Source organism: Flavobacterium crocinum, from assembly GCF_003122385.1.
Lineage (GTDB): Bacteria > Bacteroidota > Bacteroidia > Flavobacteriales > Flavobacteriaceae > Flavobacterium > Flavobacterium crocinum.
Map to the genome: position 1 here is coordinate 4,124,162 of NZ_CP029255.1, position 21,695 is coordinate 4,145,856.

General features: G+C 32.4%; 21 protein-coding genes. 16 read left to right on the plus strand and 5 right to left on the minus strand.

The window, feature by feature from the left end; all coding sequences use genetic code 11:
* Positions 1-231 precede the first annotated feature (231 nt).
* From HYN56_RS18345 to HYN56_RS18410, 14 genes are all read left to right on the plus strand, one after another.
* Positions 232-993: a Rossmann-like and DUF2520 domain-containing protein gene (locus tag HYN56_RS18345; protein ID WP_109194866.1), complete on the plus strand. Its 762-nt coding sequence runs from the start codon at positions 232-234 to the stop codon at positions 991-993.
* Positions 977-1,504: a KdsC family phosphatase gene (locus tag HYN56_RS18350; protein ID WP_109193500.1), complete on the plus strand. Its 528-nt coding sequence runs from the start codon at positions 977-979 to the stop codon at positions 1,502-1,504. The genes HYN56_RS18345 and HYN56_RS18350 overlap by 17 nt, the downstream gene beginning before the upstream one ends.
* A gap of 92 nt (positions 1,505-1,596) precedes the next feature.
* Positions 1,597-2,523 carry a geranylgeranylglycerol-phosphate geranylgeranyltransferase gene (locus HYN56_RS18355; protein WP_109193501.1) on the plus strand — a complete coding sequence of 309 codons (927 nt, stop codon included), beginning with the start codon at positions 1,597-1,599 and terminating at the stop codon, positions 2,521-2,523.
* On the plus strand, positions 2,516-3,100 hold the full coding sequence (locus tag HYN56_RS18360) for a Maf-like protein (RefSeq protein ID WP_109193502.1): 585 nt from the start codon (positions 2,516-2,518) through the stop codon (positions 3,098-3,100). The genes HYN56_RS18355 and HYN56_RS18360 overlap by 8 nt, the downstream gene beginning before the upstream one ends.
* An 11-nt stretch (positions 3,101-3,111) precedes the next feature.
* The gene (locus HYN56_RS18365) at positions 3,112-3,642 is read left to right on the plus strand and encodes a mechanosensitive ion channel domain-containing protein (protein WP_109193503.1); all 531 of its coding nucleotides are present in this window, start codon (positions 3,112-3,114) and stop codon (positions 3,640-3,642) included.
* Positions 3,643-3,746: 104 nt separating this feature from the next.
* Entirely contained in the window at positions 3,747-4,847 is a 1,101-nt protein-coding gene (locus HYN56_RS18370) for an AI-2E family transporter (RefSeq protein ID WP_109193504.1), read from the plus strand.
* Between the two features lie 83 nt (positions 4,848-4,930).
* A complete protein-coding gene (locus HYN56_RS18375; protein ID WP_109193505.1) occupies positions 4,931-6,763 on the plus strand; it encodes a hypothetical protein in 1,833 nt (610 codons plus the stop codon).
* A gap of 190 nt (positions 6,764-6,953) precedes the next feature.
* On the plus strand, positions 6,954-7,466 hold the full coding sequence (locus HYN56_RS18380) for a hypothetical protein (RefSeq protein ID WP_109193506.1): 513 nt from the start codon (positions 6,954-6,956) through the stop codon (positions 7,464-7,466).
* A gap of 218 nt (positions 7,467-7,684) precedes the next feature.
* Positions 7,685-9,310 (plus strand): LVIVD repeat-containing protein, encoded by a 1,626-nt coding sequence (locus HYN56_RS18385; RefSeq protein ID WP_109193507.1) that lies wholly within the window; start codon positions 7,685-7,687, stop codon positions 9,308-9,310.
* 179 nt (positions 9,311-9,489) lie between these two features.
* Positions 9,490-12,021, plus strand: a complete 2,532-nt coding sequence (locus HYN56_RS18390; protein WP_109193508.1) for a PIG-L family deacetylase — start codon at positions 9,490-9,492, stop codon at positions 12,019-12,021.
* Positions 12,022-12,136: 115 nt separating this feature from the next.
* Complete coding sequence (locus tag HYN56_RS18395) at positions 12,137-13,861, plus strand: sodium:solute symporter (RefSeq protein ID WP_109193509.1); 1,725 nt, start codon at positions 12,137-12,139, stop codon at positions 13,859-13,861.
* A gap of 3 nt (positions 13,862-13,864) precedes the next feature.
* Positions 13,865-14,359: a hypothetical protein gene (locus HYN56_RS18400; RefSeq protein WP_109193510.1), complete on the plus strand. Its 495-nt coding sequence runs from the start codon at positions 13,865-13,867 to the stop codon at positions 14,357-14,359.
* 222 nt (positions 14,360-14,581) lie between these two features.
* Complete coding sequence (locus HYN56_RS18405) at positions 14,582-15,184, plus strand: hypothetical protein (protein WP_109193511.1); 603 nt, start codon at positions 14,582-14,584, stop codon at positions 15,182-15,184.
* A 37-nt stretch (positions 15,185-15,221) separates the two neighbouring features.
* A complete protein-coding gene (locus tag HYN56_RS18410; protein ID WP_109193512.1) occupies positions 15,222-15,848 on the plus strand; it encodes an MCP four helix bundle domain-containing protein in 627 nt (208 codons plus the stop codon).
* A gap of 236 nt (positions 15,849-16,084) precedes the next feature.
* On the opposite strand, the gene HYN56_RS18415 is transcribed toward HYN56_RS18410, so the two are convergent.
* From HYN56_RS18415 to HYN56_RS18435, 5 genes are all read right to left on the minus strand, one after another.
* The gene (locus tag HYN56_RS18415) at positions 16,085-16,927 is read right to left on the minus strand and encodes a DUF2911 domain-containing protein (protein WP_109193513.1); all 843 of its coding nucleotides are present in this window, start codon (positions 16,925-16,927) and stop codon (positions 16,085-16,087) included.
* A 70-nt stretch (positions 16,928-16,997) separates the two neighbouring features.
* Positions 16,998-17,660: an HAD family hydrolase gene (locus tag HYN56_RS18420; protein WP_109193514.1), complete on the minus strand. Its 663-nt coding sequence runs from the start codon at positions 17,658-17,660 to the stop codon at positions 16,998-17,000.
* 181 nt (positions 17,661-17,841) lie between these two features.
* Positions 17,842-18,555 (minus strand): tRNA threonylcarbamoyladenosine dehydratase, encoded by a 714-nt coding sequence (locus tag HYN56_RS18425; RefSeq protein WP_109193515.1) that lies wholly within the window; start codon positions 18,553-18,555, stop codon positions 17,842-17,844.
* Positions 18,556-18,592: 37 nt separating this feature from the next.
* Positions 18,593-19,240, minus strand: a complete 648-nt coding sequence (locus HYN56_RS18430; protein WP_109193516.1) for a TatD family hydrolase — start codon at positions 19,238-19,240, stop codon at positions 18,593-18,595.
* On the minus strand, positions 19,240-19,839 hold the full coding sequence (locus HYN56_RS18435) for a DUF1684 domain-containing protein (RefSeq protein WP_109193517.1): 600 nt from the start codon (positions 19,837-19,839) through the stop codon (positions 19,240-19,242). Before HYN56_RS18435 ends, HYN56_RS18430 begins: the two co-directional genes overlap by 1 nt.
* Before the next feature lie 99 nt (positions 19,840-19,938).
* Here HYN56_RS18435 and HYN56_RS18440 point away from each other — a divergent pair, with 99 nt between their 5' ends.
* Both HYN56_RS18440 and HYN56_RS18445 read left to right on the plus strand, forming a co-directional pair.
* The gene (locus tag HYN56_RS18440; RefSeq protein ID WP_109193518.1) at positions 19,939-21,156 is read left to right on the plus strand and encodes an MDR family MFS transporter; all 1,218 of its coding nucleotides are present in this window, start codon (positions 19,939-19,941) and stop codon (positions 21,154-21,156) included.
* 165 nt (positions 21,157-21,321) lie between these two features.
* Complete coding sequence (locus HYN56_RS18445; RefSeq protein ID WP_091498878.1) at positions 21,322-21,690, plus strand: BlaI/MecI/CopY family transcriptional regulator; 369 nt, start codon at positions 21,322-21,324, stop codon at positions 21,688-21,690.
* Positions 21,691-21,695: the final 5 nt, after the last annotated feature.

Genomic DNA, 21,695 nt, shown 5'->3' on the forward strand with positions numbered 1-21,695 from the left:
AAACCAAATATATAAAAGGAAAATTCATCAAATTCTCAAAATTGTGAGTTTATTTTTACATAATAATACATTATCTAATTTAAAAATTTAAAGTCATTTATTTGAACAGGTAAATAAAGTAAACTTTAATAGACTTTGGATGTGCCAATTAAAAAACTAAGACTTCACAATCTCTCTCAAAACTTTTCTTTACAAATTATCTTTATAAAAAATAATACTAATTTTGCTTTTATGATTCAGATAACAATAATTGGTTCCGGCAATGTTGCCCAGCATTTAATAAAAGCTTTTGATGAAAGTAAAACTGTAGAAATAAAACAGGTTTTTTCACGAAAGAAAGAAACATTGCTGCATTTAGTCGATTACGAGAAAATTGTTACGGACTTCATTGAAATTCTACCGGCTGACTTGCATATAATTGCTGTTTCAGATAATGCAATTGCTGAAGTTTCAGAACAGCTTCCTTTTAATAATCAGTTTGTAGTTCACACTTCGGGTACGTCTTCAATTGAGCTTTTAGATCCTAAAAATCGTCGTGGTGTTTTTTATCCGCTTCAGACATTTTCAAAGAATAAAGCAATTGATTATTCGATCATTCCATTTTGTCTTGAAGCCGAGAATACAGCCGATTTTAAATTATTGGAATCTATTGCCAAAAGTATTTCTACAGCTGTATATTCTATTAGCTCAGAACAGCGCAAAGCACTTCATGTTGCAGCTGTTTTTGTAAGCAATTTTACGAATCATTTATATTATTTGGGACAAGAAATTTGTGAAGAAAATCAGCTTCCTTTTGCTATATTAAGGCCGCTGATTCAGGAAACAGCAGACAAAATAAATACACTGGACCCAATTGATGCCCAGACTGGCCCTGCTGTACGTCATGATTCGAATACAACAGAAGCTCACATGGCTTTTTTACAAGACGAAAACAAAAAAAATATCTATAAAATCCTAACACAATCTATACAGCATAATGGCAAAAAGTTATAAAGAAATAATGAATGACATCACAACGTTTGTTTTTGATGTAGACGGCGTACTAACAGACAGTTCTGTTTTTGTAACCAATGAAGGTGAAATGTTAAGAACAATGAACATTCGTGATGGATTTGCTTTAAAAGCAGCAATCGAAAGCGGTTACAACGTATGCATTATTTCTGGAGGAAGCAATGAAGGAGTTCGTATTCGTCTTCAAAATTTAGGTATTAAAGATATTTATCTGGGCACTCCTGACAAAGTAAAAACGTTAAAAGAATATACTGAAATTCATAATATTAAGGACGAAAATGTGTTATACATGGGAGATGATATCCCTGATTTTCATGTAATGAAATTAGTAGGACTTCCAACCTGTCCTCAGGATGCCAGTCCTGAAATTAAAAATATCTGCCGCTACATTTCGCATGTAAAAGGTGGAAGAGGCGCCGCAAGAGACGTTATCGAACAAGTAATGAAAGTGCAAGGGAAATGGATGGAATACTTTAACGGAAAACACGACTAAAGTTTTCAGTCGCAGTGACAGTTTTCAGTTAATAAAAAACTCCGTATTTTAGTCCCGATAGCTATCGGGATAGCCACTCAGAACCTTAAAAAATGAAATTCCTAAAACTTATTCGATATAAAAATTTGTTGATGCTGGCTTTTATGCAGCTTCTTTTTCGTTATGCTTTTCTAAAACAGCAGAATATTCCGCTTGCTTTATCAGACTGGCAGTATGGATTATTAGTTTTAAGTACTGTTTTATTAGCCGCAGCTGGTTATGTTATTAATAATATTTATGATGTTGCAACAGATAGTATTAATAAACCTCAGGATGTTGTTGTGGGTAAAGAAATAAGTGAAACTGCAGCCTATAACATTTATATTGGTTTAAATATTTCCGGGGTTGCAATTGGTTTTATTCTATCTAATATTATTCTAAGACCAACTTTCGCATCGCTTTTTATCTTAATCGCTACTCTGTTGTATTTTTATGCTACATCCTTAAAACAAATTATGATTTTAGGGAATTTTGTTGTGGCATTACTTCTTGCGGTGAGTGTATTAATAATTGGTGTTTTTGATATCTTCCCGGCAACCACGGCTGAAAATCAAGCGCAAATGGCTAGTCTTTTTTCTATTTTAATTGACTATGCTCTGTTTGCTTTTATGATTAATTTTATTCGTGAAATTATTAAAGACATTGAAGATGTAAATGGAGATTACAATCAGGGAATGAATACTTTACCAATTGCTATTGGCATAAACAGAGCTGCTAAAATCGCATTGGCTTTTGCTATAATTCCGTTTATTTTATCTGCCCTTTATGTAAATGCCTATTTCATGGAAAACAAGCTTTACATTGCTGTTTTTTATGCTTTTGCAACAGTATTGGCGCCGTTATTATATTTTATAGTAAAAATATTCGATGCCAAATCTCAAAAAGATTTTCATCATTTGAGTACTATTCTAAAATTAATTTTATTCTTCGGAATTTTATCAATCCTGGTTATCGCCTTAAACATCAAATACAATGCTTAAAGAAAAATTAAAGAAATATAAAATCATTCTGGCTTCCGGTTCACCACGCAGACAGCAGTTTTTTAAAGACTTAGATCTTGATTTTGAAATTCGTCTAAAAGATGTTGAAGAGATTTATCCGCCGGAATTAAAAGCTGTTGAGATTACAGATTATCTTGCTGAACTTAAGGCCGCAGCATTTGAAGGAGAATTAAAAGAGAATGAAATCTTAGTGACCAGCGATACCATTGTGTGGCATCAGAATAAAGCTTTAGGCAAACCTAAAAATGCAGAAGAAGCTTTTTCTATGATTAAATCAATGTCTAACACAACTCACGAAGTAATTACTTCTGTTTGTTTTAAAACGAACCACTCTTCTACTCTATTGCATGATATTACGAAAGTAACGTTTAATGATTTGTCTGACGAAGCTATTTTGTATTATATAGAAAACTACAAACCATATGATAAAGCAGGTGCATATGGTATTCAGGAATGGTTTGGTTTTATGGCAGTTGCAAAAGTTGAAGGCTCATATACCAATGTTATGGGACTTCCAACAGCAAAAGTCTATGAATTTTTGACTACATTAGTGTAAAAATTTTATTTATGTTTTCCTTTAAAGAGTATAGCCGCGAAATAATAGCAACCATAATTCTCATTCTGGTATTGATTGTACTTAGAATGGTGATTGCAAAACTGGTTAGAAGTTTTGCAGCTTCAAGTCAGTTATTTGAACATCGTACCAATTTAGTGATTAAGTACATTAATATTTTAATGAATATTTTGGTCACTACAAGTTTAATCGTAATCTGGGGTGTGCAAACTGAAGATATTTTTCTTACTGTTTCTTCTATTGCAACTGTAATTGGTGTTGCTATGTTTGCACAATGGTCCATTTTAAGCAATATTACTTCGGGAATGGTTTTGTTTTTTTCGTTTCCCTTTAGAATTGGAGATACTATAAAAATACACGACAAAGATTTTCCTATCGAAGCAGAAATTGAAGATATCAATACATTTCACGTAAGTTTAAAAACAAAAGAAGGAGAGAAAATTATCTTTCCAAACAATTTATTATTACAAAAAGGAATTTCGATAATTCCTGCAAAATATGAGGAAAGAGAGTTTTTTGACTAAAATCTGAATGGGAATTTTATAACGCCGGAAAAAAAAGCTGGAACGTAAACGAGCAAATTAAGTGTAATATTTGTTTTATAAATTCAGCTTAATTCTAAAACATAATGACTCGGCCAATAACTTTACCTTTTTATGCAAAACTTGCTTTTATACTTGTTACTTTAATTTGTTTTGCCTTTATATTTTGTACCGGAAAAAATATTATTACACCTGTTTTACTTGCTTTTCTTTTTGCGGTTTTATTACTTCCAATTTTTTCTTTTTTCAATGAAAAGCTAAAATTGCCAAGACATCTGGCGGCAATAGTCTGTCTTATTATTTTTCTCTCTTTCATAGTCGGAATTTTAATCTTTATTTCCTATCAGGTCACTTACATGGCAAATGACTTTGAAACCATAAAGAAAAATGCGAATGCTTTTATTATTGAAATTCATAAATTTATAAGAGAAAATTTCCAGGTAAGTATTGGTGATCAGAAGAAGTATCTCGATTCTGTCACGCAGGATTCCGTTAAAACCGGACAAGCAAAACTGGGGTCTTTTATAATCTCTGTAAGTGATGTTCTTTTTGATAGTATGATTATTGTAGTCTACACATTTTTATTTTTAATTTATAAAGAACATTTTAAACTGTTTTTAGCTAAATTAATTAAAAGAGAGAATCATTCTGTTCTTATGGATATACTTTCACAAATTAAAGTTTCGATCAATAATTATATTGTAAGTTTAATTATTGAAATGATTGTTGTTTCGGTACTGACAAGTTTAGGCTTGTGGATTATTGGTATTAAGTATTTTATCTTACTTGGATTAATTACAGGTATTTTAAATCTTATCCCCTACATCGGAATTACAATAGCTGGTATTATAACAATTTTAGCCTCTTTAACCGGATCCGGTGAGACTTCTGTTATTCTGGGAATCCTAATTGTAAATATTATTGTTCAGTTTATCGATAATAATCTTTTAGTACCATTGATTATTAATTCAAAGGTAGAAATCAATGCTTTTGTGTCCATTATGGGAATTATTGTAGGCGGTGCGGCAGCAGGAATTTCAGGAATGTTTTTGGCTATTCCGCTTTTGGCAATTTTAAAAATTATTTTCGACCGTATAGAGTCACTTGCTCCCTGGGGCTATCTCATGGGAAATCATGTGCCACGAAAATTTACATGGCGTAAAAGAAAAGTTGCAACAGAAAATTAAATAGTACGTTATACTATAAAAACCTCCTATTTATTTATTCCTTACATTCATAAATAATAAAACTATTAGAAGAAAACTACCGAATGTCTTTAAATAAAAAAATACTGTTTTTTATTTTGCTTTGCTTTTGCTTACAAAGCGGGTATGGTCAGGTAGATAAAAATAAAAAAGAACCTAAAACCCAAAAAGATACTACCGAAATCTATACCAAGATTCGTAACTATTCTAAAAAAAATAAGTTTACTCAGACGATGCATAAACTATTTTTCAGGTCGAAAAAACCAAAGAAAAAACAAGAGTTACTGGTACCGATAGATTCCACTCATTACGATGGCAAAATTATCCGTAACATCAATATTATCACTCTGGATCCCTTTGGATACTCTGTTGCTGATACTACACAAGTACCTAAAAACTGGGGAGAAAGAATGGGAAACAGGCTGCATTTAAAAACAAAAAAAATAGCCATTAAAAACTTATTATTGTTTAAGAAAAATACGCCTTATAATACTTATAAAGTACTCGAAACAGAACGTTTAATTCGTGCACAACGTTACGTAACTGCAGTCCGAATATCCAATCAGTCTGTTGGGCAGGCTTCAGATTCTGTAGATGTAACCATACGAGTTTTAGATTCCTGGAGTACTATACCCCGATTTTCAATTTCAAGCAGTCAAATGTCAATTGGTTTTAAAGAAAAAGATTTCTTTGGTTCCGGACAACAATTAGAGTACCGTTATACGAACCGCTTTGATGACGGTCGAAATGGTAATGAAGCAACTTATACTGTCCCTAATATTAAGAACACTTATATAGGTACTGTTCTTCATTACAAAATGGACTTAGACAATAATTATATTAAAAGTATTGATGTTGAACGCGACTTTTACTCTCCTCTCACCAAATGGGCAGGCGGTGTTTATATAGATGAATATTACAGAAGAGATACTTTGCAGGCTCCTGATCTTTCATATGCGTATCAGCCAGTAAAATATACTTCTCAGGATGTTTGGGCTGGTCATGCTTACAAAGTGTTTGAAGATGAAAATAAAGCCATCACTAATCTTATTACAACCCTTAGATTTTTAAATAAAAACTACAGCGAAACACCAAGTGAAGTTTATGATCCTGATCATTTTTATTCTGATGAAAAACTAATTCTTAGTGGTATTGGACTTAATACGCGAAAATTTATAAAGGACAGTTATATTTTTAGAAATGGACAAACCGAAGACGTTCCGATTGGCAGGATTTACGGAGTAACCTTTGGTTATCAATATAAAAATACATTTTGGAGACCTTATGTTGGTGCTCAGTTTTCTTTTGGAAATTATTATCGTTTAGGATTTTTAAGTATGAATTTTGAAGCAGGAACATACTTCCATCAGTCTAAAACCTATCAGACTGCCTTTTTATTTGAATCTAATTATTTTACCAAGTTATACAGCATCGGAAGATGGAAACTGCGACAATTCGTAAATCCAAAACTTGTAATTGGAATCAATCGAGACAATATTATTGGTGATGAGTTGAACATTAACGAAATAAATGGTCTTGCCGGTTTTAATTCAGCATTATACGGAACAAGCAAAGCATTATTGTCACTGCAGACACAAACATATTCGCCACATGCTTTATGGGGTTTTCGTTTAAATCCTTTTTTTAATTATTCTATAGCTGTTTTAGGAAATTCAGATGTTGCTATGACAAAAAGTAAGCCTTACTCTAAGATTACCTTAGGACTATTAGTAAGTAATGACTATTTGGTTTTCAGTTCGTTTCAGCTTTCTCTTTCTTATTATCCGAGTATTCCACTACAAGGAGACAATGTGTTCAAAACAAATACTTTTGAAACTACAGATTATGGTCTTCAAAGTTTTGAATTGGCAAAACCTAGAGTTGTCGATTACAGATAATTTTTTTTCTTTTTTTTGAAAAAATCTTTTTCAGACAAAAAGCACTAAAAACCAATATTTTAGACGTTAAACAAAACTAAAAATAAGTCGACGAAATGCATTTTTTACTCGACAAAATACATCTTTATTTTTTTTGGCACAGTATATGAATATCCCTAAACAAGATTAACATTAAAAAAAATAAAAAAAGATGAAAACGATAAAATTAGCAATCGCCGGATTATTTCTAATGGTTGCAAATGCCACGCAAGCACAAGTATCGATAAACGTTAATATAGGAACTCCTCCAGCCTGGGGACCTGCAGGATATACTGAAATGGAATATTATTATCTTCCGGATATACAAGCCTATTACGATGTACGTGCCTCCCAATTTATTTATTTTGGAAGAGGAAAATGGGTAAGAACAACGTACTTGCCAAGACAATACAGAAACTACGATTTGTATGGAGGTTATAAAGTAGTTTTGACAGATTACCACGGTAGAACCCCTTATGTTTACTTTGATCGTCATAAAGTAAAATATTACAAAGGATACCACGGAGCGCCTCAAAGACCATACAAACCAAGACCTGTATATGGCTACAATGATCATAGAGATTATAAACGTTATGATAAACACGACAAGCACGATAAACACCGCGATAGACACGACAATCATCACCACCACGATGACCATGATCATGGACGTGGAAGAAGATAATTCTAAATCACTAGTTTTCAATACAAGAGAGTATCACAAAAAAGATACTCTCTTTTTTTTGCTTTTTTCGTTTTGATTTTTTTTCAAAAGATTGTAACTTTAGTACAAATCACTATTAAACAGGTATTTAAATTGTCTTATTTTAAAAATTAACCTTTGTTTAATGTGATTATGATATATATTTGCACCGAATTTTTAAAACTCAAATCCAAATCTTTATGAAGAAGAATGTTTATTTGCTTTCATTTTTAGCAATGTCCCTTTTAATAGGCTGCGACAGTAACGATGATAATAAAAACAACAATCAATCGTTAGACAACATTACAATTACTTCAGATCAAAACACTTTAAGTCAAAGGCTTGATTACACCAATTCCGGAGTAATTTCGATCGAAAACGGTTCTTTAACAGGGAAATCTGCTGAGAGCACTGTTACTAATTTTCCACTTGTTCAAATTGCAGAGGTAAAACCTCCGGTTGATGCTAACGGAAGAACTTTACAAGCCAGTCATGTTACTGTAAACGGTAATTACGCTTATGTTTCGTATATCACTCGTGGTGATGTTTATTCAGGAGCAATTGACGTAATTGATGTTACTGATCCTTACAAGCCAAAATTAGTTACATCGGCTTTGATTCCAAACACGGATATTACCTCTCTTACTTATACAAATGGAAATTTAATTATTGGAGCAGCAAAAGATATTGACAAAGATCCTTTGCTTAAAAATAATCCTGCCGTAGTTTACAACATGCCTTTAAGCTCTGGCCTTCTTACAGATAAAACTACTGCAAATTACTTAGAAAGCAGAGTTACAACTGATGTGGCTGCTAATACTAATGATTATTATGCAGTTACAGGTGATAATGGAAGTTTATTTAAAATGAACGCTTCAACAAAAGCAATCACAAGCAAAGTTGCTGTAGCAGATTTACGCTCTATCGCTTTAACTTCTGATAAAGTGGTTACTTTAAGTGGTGCTAAAGGAGTTAATATCTACAACCAATCAACACTTGCTTTGCAAAAAAGCTTTACAACTTCTACAGATGTAAGCGGTGCGAAAAGAACAATAGATGTTGACGGAACAAAACTTTTAGTTTCTGAAGGTCCTAATGGTCTTGGTGTTTATGATATTAACAGTGGTTCAAAATTACAAACTATTGCAATTCCAACTGCTGCTGAAGATAACGTTACCAATGCAGTTTCTGTAAATGATGGTTATGCATTTCTTGCTAACGGAGCTTTAGGATTAAACGTTTACCAATCCGGAACTCAGCTTAATTTGTTAGGTTCTTTAGGAATTGCAGGGTCATCAAACTATGTAAAATCAAGTGGTAATTATATCTATGTTGCTAGTGGTACAGGTGGTTTAAAAATTATTAAAATGGAGAAACCAAGTACTACATTTGCAAGTTGTTCTTCATACCCGGTTTACAATCAAGGAAAAGATTTAATTTTAAATTCTAATGATATTAAATCATATCAGGGTGCAACTGCTATTAATTCTGCCATTGTTAATTCAGGAGCTGTATTAACACACTGTGGTTCTATCGCAATTTTGAATAATCTAACTTTAAATAGTGGCGGTACCTTTAACATGAGAGGAAGTTTATCTCAGGGTAAATATCAGCAATCAAACCCAACTCAATTAATTATCAACAGTAATGCAACATTACAAGTAGAAGGTTCTGTTGTAATTTGGGGAGATCTGTTATTAAACAGCGGTGCTAAAATTAATTTCATTGGTACTGGTTCATCTATTACAATCTACGGAAAAGTTACTAAAAATAGTGGTGTAACCATTACAGGAAATTATACTGATACAGAAAACAAATTGAAATAACATTTCGTTTATTTCGAAATCAAAATACAAAAGAGCCGTTAGAACACATCTAACGGCTCTTTTTGTTTTATTCATCCTCAATTAAGGTACAATTATTGTGCGTTAACATTTCATTTAAATAATCTTCCATAAAATAATTAGTATTTTTGGGACAATTCTAAAAACACCTAACACTTATCATGCGAAAAATACAGGTACAAATCATTCTTTTATTTTTTCTAGGTTTTCAGATTTCGTTTGCACAGCAACCACAAAAACCAAATTCAGTTGAAATTTATAATCAAATCAAAAAATTAAACTTTTTAGGTTCAGTATTATATCTTGCTGCTCACCCTGATGATGAAAATACCAGAATGATTTCGTATTTAGCCAATGATATGAATGCAAGAACAGGTTATCTTTCTTTAACTCGCGGTGATGGCGGACAGAATTTAATTGGCCCTCAATTACGCGAATTATTAGGAGTTATTAGAACTCAGGAATTAATTGAAGCCAGAAAAATAGACGGTGGAGAGCAATTTTTCTCTCGTGCCAATGATTTTGGTTTTTCCAAAAATCCAGATGAGACTTTAGATATTTGGGACAAAGATAAAGTCCTGGCCGATGTGGTTTGGACAATCAGAAAATTTCAGCCGGACATTATCATCAACAGATTTGATCATCGTTCACCGGGTACAACACATGGACACCACACCTCTTCTGCAATGTTGAGTGTTGAAAGTTTTAAATTGACAAATGATCCAAAAGTTTATCCGGAACAATTGAAATTTGTAACGCCCTGGCAGGTGAAAAGACAGTTTTTTAATCCGTCCTGGTGGTTTTATGGAAGTCAGGAAAAATTTGACGCAGCCAACAAATCAAAATTCACAAAGTTAGAAACGGGTGTTTATTATACCGGAATTGGAAAATCCAATCAGGAAATTGCTGCTTTAAGCAGAAGCCGTCATCAATCTCAGGGTTTTGGTAGTACCGGAGTTCGTGGTGATGAAACGGAATATCTGGAATTAATTAATGGCGAAGCTCCAAAAGAACGCGATAATTTATTTGACGGAATTGATACAAGCTGGAATCGTGTTAAAAACGGAAAACCAATTGGGAATTTAATTTCATCCATTATTTCAAATTATAATTTCAGTAATCCTTCTGCAAGTATTCCGGATTTGGTGAAAGCCTATTCTATGATAGAAGCTTTGGAGGACATACACTGGAAAACAATCAAAGCAGAGGCTATTAAAAATATTATTGCATCTTGTTCCGGTCTTTATCTTGAAGCGGTTTCAAATGAACAGGAAGCAACGCCGGGAAGCACTATCAGATTAACTCTGGAAGCTATAAATAGATGCACTGTTGATATGCAGTTAGTCAGTATTACAACATTACCCGATAATAAAACAACTGTTCAAAACAGTATTTTGAAAAATAATAACGACCAAAAGATTAATCTTCAGTTACAGCTTCCAAACAATGTAGAATATACGCAGCCGTATTGGTTAAAAGAAAAAGCAACTGTCGGAATGTACACTGTTTCGAATCAGGAAATTATAGGAATTCCTGATATTATCAGAGATACAAAAGTTGTTTTTAATGTAAAGATTGGTGGTGTTGAAATTCCATTTGAAAGAACAGTTGTATATAAATACAATGATGGTGTAAAAGGAGAAATGTATAATTTCCTTGATATTGTGCCGGAAGTTACAACTTCAATCCTGGAAAGAGTTTTGGTTTTTAGAGATACAAAAAGCAAAATGATTCCGGTAAAAGTTCGCGCAGGAAAAGACGGCGTAAAAGGAAATTTACAATTAGAACTGCCAAAAAGCTGGAATGTATCTCCAAAAGAAATTCCATTTACTTTAGACAAAAAAGGAAATGAACAGATTTTTTATTTTGAAGTAACACCACCAGTAAATCCTGAAGAAGTTACTGCAAAAAGTATTGCAACGGTTGATGGTAAACGCTTTGATAAAGATCAGACAATTATTGATTTCCCTCATATTACAAAACAAATGGTTTTAAAACCGGCAGAATCAAAATGCATCAGAATTGATTTAAAGACTTCAGGAGATGCCATTGCTTACATTATGGGTGCGGGTGACGAAGTTCCTGAGAGTTTAAAACAAATGGGGTACAAAGTTTCTATTTTAAAACCTGAAGAAATTACACCTGAAAAATTAGATTCGTTCAGTACTGTAATCACTGGAGTTCGTGCCTACAATACTGTAAACGCATTAGCAAATAAACAAAGTATTCTTTTCAATTTTGTAAAAGGTGGCAAAAACATGATTGTTCAATATAATACAAACGGAAAACTGGTTACAGATAAAATCGCACCTTATCCGTTAAAATTATCGAATGATCGTGTGACGGAAGAAAATGCTAAAATTACTTTCTTAGCGCCAAATCATCCTGTTTTAAATACGCCTAATGAAATCAGTGCAAAAGATTTTGAAGGCTGGACACAAGAACAAGGTTTGTATTATCCAAATGAATATGATCCTGCCTTCACTCCTATTATATCATCACATGACAAAGGAGAATCGGCTAAAGATGGCGCTTTATTAGTAGCTCCATACGGAAAAGGATACTATATTTACACAGGTTTAAGTTTCTTTAGAGAATTACCGGAAGGAGTTTCCGGAGCTTATAGATTATTATCTAATATTATTTCGCTAAAACAGCCTCTTGAAGCCCCAAAACAAGACATAAAGCAATAAAATTATGGAAGCTAAAAAACAAAAAAAATGGAAAAAAAGCTATACCTATGTTTTGGTCGCTAATGCAATCTACATTGCTATTTTCTTTTTAATCATGCAATTATATTCTTAACCTATGCAGCTATTTGACTGGATCGTACTTATTGTAACCTTATTATTTATTGTTGGATACGGCTCATGGAAAACCAGAGGGAGTAAAAACGTTGAGGATTTTATCTTAGGAAACAACGAAACACCTTGGTACACTGTCGGTCTTTCTGTTATGGCGACACAAGCCAGTGCGATTACATTTTTGTCTACACCAGGACAAGCGTATCATGACGGAATGGGTTTTGTGCAATTCTATTTCGGATTGCCAATTGCTATGGTTGTGATTTGTTTGACTTTTATTCCGCTTTATCACAAAAGTAAAGTTTTTACGGCCTATGAATTTTTAGAAAAGAGATTTGACGTTAAAACACGTTCTCTTGCAGCTATTTTATTTTTGGTGCAAAGAGGTTTAGGAACTGGATTAACTATTTATGCACCAGCTATTATTTTATCTGCACTTCTTGGATGGAATTTAACTGTAATGAATATCATCATTGGAGTAATGGTAATTATTTATACTTTTTCAGGAGGAACTAAAGCAGTAAACGTAACACAGAAACAGCAGATGTTTGTAATCATGTCAGGAATGTTTATCACTTTTTTCCTGATTCTGCATTACCTGCCAAACGATATGACTTTTAACAGCGCACTTCATATTGCCGGAGCAAATGATAAAATGAATATTGTTGATTTTTCTTTTGATCCTGAAGAAAAATATACGATTTGGAGTGGTATTACAGGAGGTTTTTTTCTTGCTCTTGCCTATTTTGGAACAGATCAATCGCAGGTTGGACGTTACTTGTCCGGAAAATCAGTTCGTGAAAGTCAGATGGGATTGATTATGAACGGTCTTTTAAAAGTTCCAATGCAATTCTTTATTCTTTTGACGGGAGTTATGGTATTTGTGTTTTTTCAGTTCAATCCTGTTCCCTTAAATTTTAATCCGAATAACAAAACAACTATTGAAAAATCAGCATTTAAAGAAGAATATGCTGTACTGGAAAAAAAACTGGAAAAACTTTCTGAAGATAAAAAAGTAATTAATCTTTTGTACATCGACCAGTTGAATCAGGATTATGATAATCCGATTTTACGAAAAGAACTGGTTGCTTTATCCAACAAAGAAAAAGATTTAAGAGACAAAGCAAAAGAAATTATTTCAAGAGCCGATAGTAATGCAGAAACTAATGACAAAGATTATGTATTCTTTCACTTTATCCTAAATTATCTTCCAAAAGGACTTATCGGATTGTTATTAGCCGTTATTCTTTCTGCTGCCATGTCGTCAACGGCGTCAGGACTAACTGCATTAGCTTCTACAACAGCAATTGATATTTACAAACGAAATGTAAAAGGCGAAAAATCCGAAAAGCATTATCTAAACGCAACAAAATTCTTTACTCTTTTCTGGGGAGTTGTGGCTATACTTTTTGCTTGTGTGGGAACTTTGTTTGAAAACTTAATTCAGCTTGTAAATATTATTGGCTCAATATTCTACGGAACTGTTTTGGGAATATTTTTGGTTGCTTTTTATACAAAAAGAGTTCAGGCCAAACCAATGTTTATTAGTGCTATCATTAGTCAATTGACCATTTTTGTAATTTACTATTTTATGGTTTATCATCAGGAAAAATTGGGTTATTTATGGCTGAATTTTATTGGTGCAATCTTGACTATTGTTTTGGCGGTATTGTTACAGTTTTTGTTTTTTAGAGGGAAAAATGACGAAAATGATCTTGTTTTAGAATAAAACATGACTTACAAATTATCATTCATATTATTTCTTTGCTTTTGCTTTTATGTAAACAGTCAAAATAATGATAATAGTAATGTAATTGAAGATCGTTCTATTTCAGCACAGCTTTTTGTAAAATATTTTCGGAATTTAAATCAGGGTGCCGAAATATTTGAAAAATACCCCGCTCTAAAAAGTGGAAAAGTAAAGTTTTGTTCACTTCTTGAATGCATGTACTTAAACGCTTATAAAGAAGAGGATATAAAATTTGCTGCAAAACAAAGATTAATTGGTATTGCGACTCAACTTTATAACGAAGGAACACCTGTTTATTTAATTATGGGGCTGGATAGTTATTTAACAGCTAAAGAAAGAAATCTAAATTTAGAAGATGATAATCATATTGTTTATATTAATTATGGCGAATGTACAAATCCGTCATACTTAAGAGAAGCAGCAGAAATTGTAAACAGACAAACTCATTCTTTGATCAACAAAACTGTTTCAAAATAATCCTTATGCCCCAGCCCTGATGGAAGCGGCATCCTTTTTCTGGCTCCTTTAGCCAGGAAAAGATATAGCGGACAGCAGGAATTAGCTCCTTAAAAATCATGATACTAAATCCAAAAATAATTCTCCTTCAATTGTAATTAAAAAATGCTATTTTAGTCGTACGAAAAATAATCTTAAAAAAGATTAGCCAAAAACAACCTTCAACCAAACCAAAAGTTGTAAATGAAAATTTCAGACGATTTAGAAAAATTATTGCCATTTGGTTATCTTTTCCTAATTTTAATGGGAATACTAAAAGACAGTATTTATTATTATCAATTCGGAATCAATATTTTAAGATATTCCACCATAATGGATGTTTTAATAAGTCCAATAGCTGAATTCACTTCAAATCCAATTATTTTAGGTGCTATAATTACGCTTTTTGTCCTCCATTTTTATCTTCCTAGATATTTGGCTAAAAATAAAGACAAACAATTTGTCAAAAGATCATTTGAACTAAAATCGACTGACGAATTATCTGAAGCAGAAACTAAAAGTTACTACAACGGAATCGCTATCAAATCTCTTGTAATTTTTTTATTATCGTTTTTCTTGGGCTACGGATTAGCTGGTGGCTATTTTGGAACAAAAAAATTAAAAGAAAACAGATTAGAATATAGTTATAAACTTGATTTTAATGAAGGAGAATCAAAAAATGTATTTTTGATTGGGAATAACAGTTTGTACTATTTTTATTTTGTAAAGGGGGACAAAAAAGTAAAAATTACACCTTTGGCCTCTATAAAAAATATTGAGCTTATTGAAAATAAGATGATTGATTAGAATTTTCTACTTTTTTAATTTCCCAAAAAACATTGTTATGAAAGATTTAAAAAAATACAGCAACAAAACTAAAGCTGCTTTTATTCTATTGATAGTGATGCTTTTAATTTTATTGGGAAATTTCAACACGCTTCAAAATTCTAAGAATGTAAACGATAATATTAACGCTATTTATAAAGATCGTTTGGTTGTAGCGCATTATATTTTTCAATATTCCAAACAACTTCATTTTATTAAAGCTGAAGCTGAAAAACTGAATTTGAGCGATAACACCAAAAGAACAGAAATCACCCATACTTTAGATATCGTTCATAACATCGATGATTTGTATGCTAAAACAGTTCTGACAAATAAAGAAAAACAATACTTTGATGCTTTTTTGATTTCCTGTAAAGAAATTAATAATCAGCTTGAGAATAAAAATTGGTCGCAAATTGTTGTTTCTAGTGAAGAAGCTCTAAAAACACTAGAATCTTTATCACATATTCAAATTGAAGAAGGTAAAGCAAAACTTGCTGCTGCCAATGCAATGTACAGTAAAAATAATAGTATCGGTCAATTACAAATTGCTTTGCTTATTATTTTGGGCGGAATAACAGTTTATCTTTTAATTAAAAAAATAAAGAAAACAGTAAAAATTCCTGAGCCGCCTAGTTTGAATTAAAAATTCCAATTTTTTAAATTCCTATAGGAACTTGAAAATTTAACCGCAAAGTACGCAAGTTTCTTTTAATATGCTTGCTTATTAAAAAACGCAAAGTTCGCAAAGCTTTGTCAAAAAAAACTTTGCGAAACTTGCGTAATTCTTTGCGTGCTTTGCGGTTAAAAAAAAATCCCAAAACGAGAAAGCCTTGGAATTTGTAATTTAAAAAATTGAAAAATATAATTCGAAGAATTATTTTATCTGCTCCACTCAGCGATACTGTCTTTGTTCAATTTTACGTAATCTGTATTATTTGCGGCTTCAGCAGCTGCTAACGAAGCTTTTGCAGTTTCAATAGCACCTTTTTTATCACCTTGTTTTGCCTGAATCAAAGATTTTAATCTTGAAACATAATATGGTTTATCAGAACTCATATCCAAAGCTTTGTCTACATAAGTTCTGGCAGTTTCAATATTTCCGTTAGCCTGGAACAAATATTGTGAAGCAGCATAATAATCGTTCCATGTTGGTCCGGCTAAAGCTTTATCGATACTTGCTGTTGCAATTTTAGCTGTAGGAACTTCGAATTTTAGCGCCACGTGAGAGTTTTCCCAAGCCATTTCCAAATATCCAAAGTTAGGATCTAAACTGTTAATTCCAATTGTAAAAGTCTCTACTGGAGTTGGTAAAGCATCTTCTTTTACAGTAGTTTTTAAAGCTACATAAGCATCACTCCAGTTTTCAGGTAATCCCCAGTTATCTGTAGAAAGATAGAAAATAACATCCCAGCTTTCGATTCTAGGCACTGTATAAATAGCGTATTTTCCTTTTTTTAATGTTTTTCCATCAATAACGACATCGTCACCAAAGTTGATTATTGTATTTTCATTAGCTCCAGTTCTCCATAATTTCCCAAATGGAACTAAATTTCCGAAAACAGCTCTTCCTCTGGCACCTGGTCTTGAATAGGTAACTTCAACATCAGTTAAACCAACAGTTTGTTTAATATATCCTTTTGGGCTCGCTTGTGGAGTTTTTACTTGTGCTTCTGATGCTAATGGTGCTAAGATCAGTGCGAAAGCAATAAGTAGTTTTTTCATTATTTTACGTTTTTTATTTTATTCAAATTTACAAATTCAATTACCGAACAAATGTTAAATTTAATATAATTCAGGCTTCGATCTGTGATATTTTCTGAGCATTTAATTCATTAAAATGATCTATAACTAAGTCAGCTTCACTATAATCTTGTAGATTCGAATGCTGACTTCTGTAACCTACACAGTAAATTCCTGCTGCTTTTGCTGCTTTTATTCCGTTTGTGCTATCTTCAATAATAATGCAGTTTTCTTTTGGTGCGATAGATAAAGAAGCCGCATGATTAAATATTGCAGGATTTGGTTTTGACTGAGGAAAATCTTCTCCACTCACAATATGCGTAAAGTATTGGTGAAGGTTGAATCTTGTAAAAACGCGATCAATAGTTACTTTAGATGCTGATGAAGCTAAGATTAATTGTATTCCGTTATGAAATAAATCTTTAATTAAATCCTCTACTCCATCCAAAAGATATAAATCTTCTTTGGTATCAAAAGCGTCATTAAAAATATTTCGTTTTCTTTGAATCAAATCTTCTACTTCCTGCTCTACGGACGGAAAATATCCTTTTAATGCCTGAAATGTATTTCTGGTAGAAAATCCGGTAAATGAAGTGTACATTTCTTCGGGAACTTCTATATTCAATTCTGAAAATTGTAAATAATAAGCATAACGATGAACGGGTTCTGTGTCTACAATAACACCGTCCATATCAAAAATTACTGTTTTAATCATTTTTTTTTTAAGTTTCTAAGATTCTGAGATACTAAGATACTAAGATTCTAAGGTTTCTCTCTTCTGTATTTAACTTTGTCAAAGTTTGCTTTTAGTTGTATTTGTCTAAGATTCAAAACATAAGATTCAGTCTAGCAACTTAAAAAAACTTAGCAACTAAGAATCTTAGCATCTTAGAATCTTATTTAGTAAGCAAATGTCTAATCACTGTTTCTGCTGCATGTAGGCCAAATAATCCTGGCATATAGCTGTTTGTTCCGTAGAAAGACTTTTTAAAGTTTTTTCCGTCGGTTAATTTTAAGCTTTTTTCGTCCTGAATTTCAGAAGAAAAAACCACTTTCAGTTTGTTGATTTTTGCCTCTTTTAAGCGTTTGCGAATTGTTTTCGAAAAGTAACAGTTGATCGTTTTAGAAATGTCTGTCACCTTTACTTTCGAAGCCAACATTTTTCCTCCGGCCCCCATACTGCTGATGATTTTCACTCTTTTGCGTTTAGCAGCAATAATCAGATTTAATTTTGGAGTGATACTGTCAATACAGTCCAAAACATAATCAAATTCTGGAGAAACAATTTCAAAAGCACGTTCCGGAGAAAGAAATTCCTGTACTCTTGTTAAATTTAATTCCGGATTAATATCCATTAAACGATCCCCAACGATCTTAATTTTTGGCTGTCCAACTGTTGAATGTAAAGCAGGCAACTGTCTGTTGATATTGGTAATATCCACAACATCACCATCAACAATTGTCATATTTCCAACTCCTGCTCTAGCTAAAAATTCTGCTGCAAAAGATCCAACTCCGCCCAGTCCTACAACTAAAATATTAGATTTTTGTAAATTTTCCAATCCTTCTTTTGTAAACAAAAGCTCAGCTCTTTCTGTCCATTCTGCCATATATTCTTTTTTTTTCAGGTTTCAAGTTTCATGTTTTCTAACTTTTGAAAACACTTTTATAATTACTTGAAATAAGTTTATTTAATTCTTTTATATTTAATTGTTTGTATACTGAAGCAAGTTTGTAAACTTGCTGAATAGTTTCTTCCATTGTATCTGTTTCAAGAAAAAAACGATCGTTTGGGACACTTTGAAAAACTGTTTTCAAATCAGGATTTTTTATAAGATATTTTCCAAACGAAAGATAAAATCCTGCTGTAATTAATTGTGATGCTATTTGTGCATTTTTCGAAAATCCATGAATGATCATTGGCACAGTCACTTTCAGTCTTTTTTTAGTTTCAATTACTTCCTGATAAGCCGCTACACAATGTATAACCACTGGTTTTTTAAATTTTTCAGCTAAAGCCAATTGTTTCTCAAAAACTGAAATTTGTAAATCCAGCGGCATTTCAATTCTTTTGTCCAAACCGCACTCTCCTATCGCCAGACAATTTTCTGTTTGCAGTTTTTGCTCTATAATTTTCAAATCTTCCTCAATTCGGTTTTCATCAATATACCAGGGATGAATTCCAATAGAATAAAAAGGAATCGTGGAATCAAAATCCGTTGGATATTGATTAACCAGTTCTAAAATATTTTCCTGATTGGTAAACTGATGTGTATGAAGATTAAAGTATTCCATTAATCAAAGGTCTTTACACCTGCTTTAATTTCAATTTTTAAATCATTTTCCAAAGGCACAAGCGGACATGAATACTTATAATTGTAAGCGCAATACGGGTTGTAAGCCCGGTTAAAATCTACAGCTATTGTGTTTCCTTTAGGGATTTCTAAATCAATATAACGACCACCAATGTAACTTTGCTTTCCGGTTGTTAAATCTGAAAATGGTAAAAAAAGATGATTCTTATATTTTTCCTGTACTATAAGTTCTAAACTTTGATAAACGGCAAGCTGAAAAGGTTTTCCGTTTATTTTAAAATTTAAAGTTCCGTATTTGATGTATTTTGGAGTTCGGGTTCCTGAAGTTTTCATTTCAAAAACTTTTCCGCCTTTCGCTTTTACCAAAGTGGCATTCACAAAATAAGTTTCGGAAATAGGAAAAAAGTCTAAACTTTTGAAAGTTTTTAAATCTTCAGCCATCAATGGACTAGTCTTAGGATCAGCATATTCTGCATTCAGTTTCTTCTGAAATTTCAGAGTTTCACTTTTACTGAACTTTTGTTGACTATAGCCAATATTAAAAACCAACAATAAAAGCAGGGCGTTTACAGTTTTCATCTTAGAAATTTTCTGCAAAAATAGTTCAAAAGTAACAAAACAACAACCACTTAACGAGACAAAGTTTGCTAACTTTGTGACGATAATTTATCACATAAAATGCTTAAAAACGCTTTTACCAATTACATCAACAATTTTAGAGGATTTACAAGAGAAGTTTGGATTCTGGCTACCATTACCTTTATCAATCGTGCCGGAACAATGGTGCTGCCTTTTTTGTCTAAATATTTAAAGGAAGATCTTCATTTTACTTATAATCAGGTTGGATGGATTATGGTGGCGTTTGGTTTCGGTTCTATGCTTGGTTCATGGCTTGGGGGTAGACTTTCAGACAAAATTGGTTTTTATAAAATCATGATTTTCAGCTTGTTTACAAGTGGCGTTTCGTTGTTTTTTGTTCAGTACATTACAACATTCTGGGCATTATGTGCTGCAATGTTTGTCTTGATGACGATTGCAGATATGTTTAGACCTGCAATGTTTGTTTCATTAGGAGCGTATGCAAAGCCTGAAAACAGAACCCGTGCACTTACACTTGTTCGTCTAGCCGTGAATCTGGGTTTTGCCGCAGGTCCTGCACTTGGAGGATTAATTATTATGGGGATGGGTTATTCCGGTCTTTTCTGGGTTGATGGAGCTTCATGTATTATTTCGATCTCTATTTTTGCTTTATTGGTAAAAGAAAAGAAAAAAGCAGATCATGTCGATAAAACAGAAAGTGCTGTCGAAGTAAAATCGGTTTTTCATGATAAAATTTTCTGGGTTTTCCTGTTTGTAAGTTTTATTACAGCAATGATTTTCTTTCAATTGTTTACTACTTTACCTTTATATCATAACGAAAAATTTGGCTTAAGCGAATTCCAAACCGGATTATTGATGACACTTAACGGATTATTGATTTTTAGTTTAGAAATGCCGACAGTTGGATTTTTAGAAAGAAAAGCTTTTCCAAAAATCAGAATCATTATTATAGGTTCTTTCATTATGGCGTTGAGTTTCTTTTTATTACTGATTAATTTCTGGGCCGGAATATTGGTTGTTAGTATGGTTTGTATTTCTATCGGAGAAGTATTAACCTTTCCTTTCTCCAATGCTTTTGCGCTTAGCCGTGCACCACGCGGACAAGAAGGCCGTTACATGGCGCTCTATACAATGAGTTTCAGTCTGGCTCATATTATTAGTTCTAAACTTGGTTTTGAAATTATTACCCGTTTCGGTTACCAAATCAATTGGCTTTTTATGGCTTGTATCGGTGTTATTGCAACCGGATGTTGTATTTGGATTAAAAATACTTTGGTTACCCAAAAAACTTCATAGTAACTTTTAACTTTTTAAAATACTATAATTCAATTTATTACATTTAAATTTGAATCGCATTTATGCGTCTTAATTCGAAGATTAACTTAATCTTTAGTTAAATAACTATTTTTATAGTTGCATAACTAAAAAAATAGTTGTAGGTTTGAATTAAAATTAGAGAAGATGCAGAAGTTAACCAACAAAGAAGAAGAAATCATGATGATTTTATGGAAGCTTAAAAAAGCTTTTGTAAAAGAAATTCAAGCGGAGATAACGGAAGACCAGCCACATTACAACACATTGTCTACTATTGTCCGTAATTTGGAAGAAAAAGGATATGTATCGCACAATGCCTTTGGAAATACACATCAATACTTTCCTGTTGTAAAAATAGAAGACTACAGAAAAGGATTTATGAAAACAGCAATCGACAATTACTTTAATAGCTCTTATAAAAGTATGGTTTCATTTTTTGCTAAAGAAGAAAAAATTTCCGCTGACGAGTTGCGTGAAATTCTATCAATGATCGAAAATAAGGACAAAGAAAAATAATTTTC

Excerpts from the sequence above, each read along its gene's own strand:
- HYN56_RS18345 (WP_109194866.1), top strand. The coding sequence starts at position 232 with ATGATTCAGATAACAATAATTGGTTCCGGCAATGTTGCCCAGCATTTA.
- HYN56_RS18350 (WP_109193500.1), top strand. The coding sequence starts at position 977 with ATGGCAAAAAGTTATAAAGAAATAATGAATGACATCACAACGTTTGTT.
- HYN56_RS18355 (WP_109193501.1), top strand. The coding sequence starts at position 1,597 with ATGAAATTCCTAAAACTTATTCGATATAAAAATTTGTTGATGCTGGCT.
- HYN56_RS18360 (WP_109193502.1), top strand. The coding sequence starts at position 2,516 with ATGCTTAAAGAAAAATTAAAGAAATATAAAATCATTCTGGCTTCCGGT.
- HYN56_RS18365 (WP_109193503.1), top strand. The coding sequence starts at position 3,112 with ATGTTTTCCTTTAAAGAGTATAGCCGCGAAATAATAGCAACCATAATT.
- HYN56_RS18370 (WP_109193504.1), top strand. The coding sequence starts at position 3,747 with ATGACTCGGCCAATAACTTTACCTTTTTATGCAAAACTTGCTTTTATA.
- HYN56_RS18375 (WP_109193505.1), top strand. The coding sequence starts at position 4,931 with ATGTCTTTAAATAAAAAAATACTGTTTTTTATTTTGCTTTGCTTTTGC.
- HYN56_RS18380 (WP_109193506.1), top strand. The coding sequence starts at position 6,954 with ATGAAAACGATAAAATTAGCAATCGCCGGATTATTTCTAATGGTTGCA.
- HYN56_RS18385 (WP_109193507.1), top strand. The coding sequence starts at position 7,685 with ATGAAGAAGAATGTTTATTTGCTTTCATTTTTAGCAATGTCCCTTTTA.
- HYN56_RS18390 (WP_109193508.1), top strand. The coding sequence starts at position 9,490 with ATGCGAAAAATACAGGTACAAATCATTCTTTTATTTTTTCTAGGTTTT.
- HYN56_RS18395 (WP_109193509.1), top strand. The coding sequence starts at position 12,137 with ATGCAGCTATTTGACTGGATCGTACTTATTGTAACCTTATTATTTATT.
- HYN56_RS18400 (WP_109193510.1), top strand. The coding sequence starts at position 13,865 with ATGACTTACAAATTATCATTCATATTATTTCTTTGCTTTTGCTTTTAT.
- HYN56_RS18405 (WP_109193511.1), top strand. The coding sequence starts at position 14,582 with ATGAAAATTTCAGACGATTTAGAAAAATTATTGCCATTTGGTTATCTT.
- HYN56_RS18410 (WP_109193512.1), top strand. The coding sequence starts at position 15,222 with ATGAAAGATTTAAAAAAATACAGCAACAAAACTAAAGCTGCTTTTATT.
- HYN56_RS18415 (WP_109193513.1), bottom strand. The coding sequence starts at position 16,927 with ATGAAAAAACTACTTATTGCTTTCGCACTGATCTTAGCACCATTAGCA.
- HYN56_RS18420 (WP_109193514.1), bottom strand. The coding sequence starts at position 17,660 with ATGATTAAAACAGTAATTTTTGATATGGACGGTGTTATTGTAGACACA.
- HYN56_RS18425 (WP_109193515.1), bottom strand. The coding sequence starts at position 18,555 with ATGGCAGAATGGACAGAAAGAGCTGAGCTTTTGTTTACAAAAGAAGGA.
- HYN56_RS18430 (WP_109193516.1), bottom strand. The coding sequence starts at position 19,240 with ATGGAATACTTTAATCTTCATACACATCAGTTTACCAATCAGGAAAAT.
- HYN56_RS18435 (WP_109193517.1), bottom strand. The coding sequence starts at position 19,839 with ATGAAAACTGTAAACGCCCTGCTTTTATTGTTGGTTTTTAATATTGGC.
- HYN56_RS18440 (WP_109193518.1), top strand. The coding sequence starts at position 19,939 with ATGCTTAAAAACGCTTTTACCAATTACATCAACAATTTTAGAGGATTT.
- HYN56_RS18445 (WP_091498878.1), top strand. The coding sequence starts at position 21,322 with ATGCAGAAGTTAACCAACAAAGAAGAAGAAATCATGATGATTTTATGG.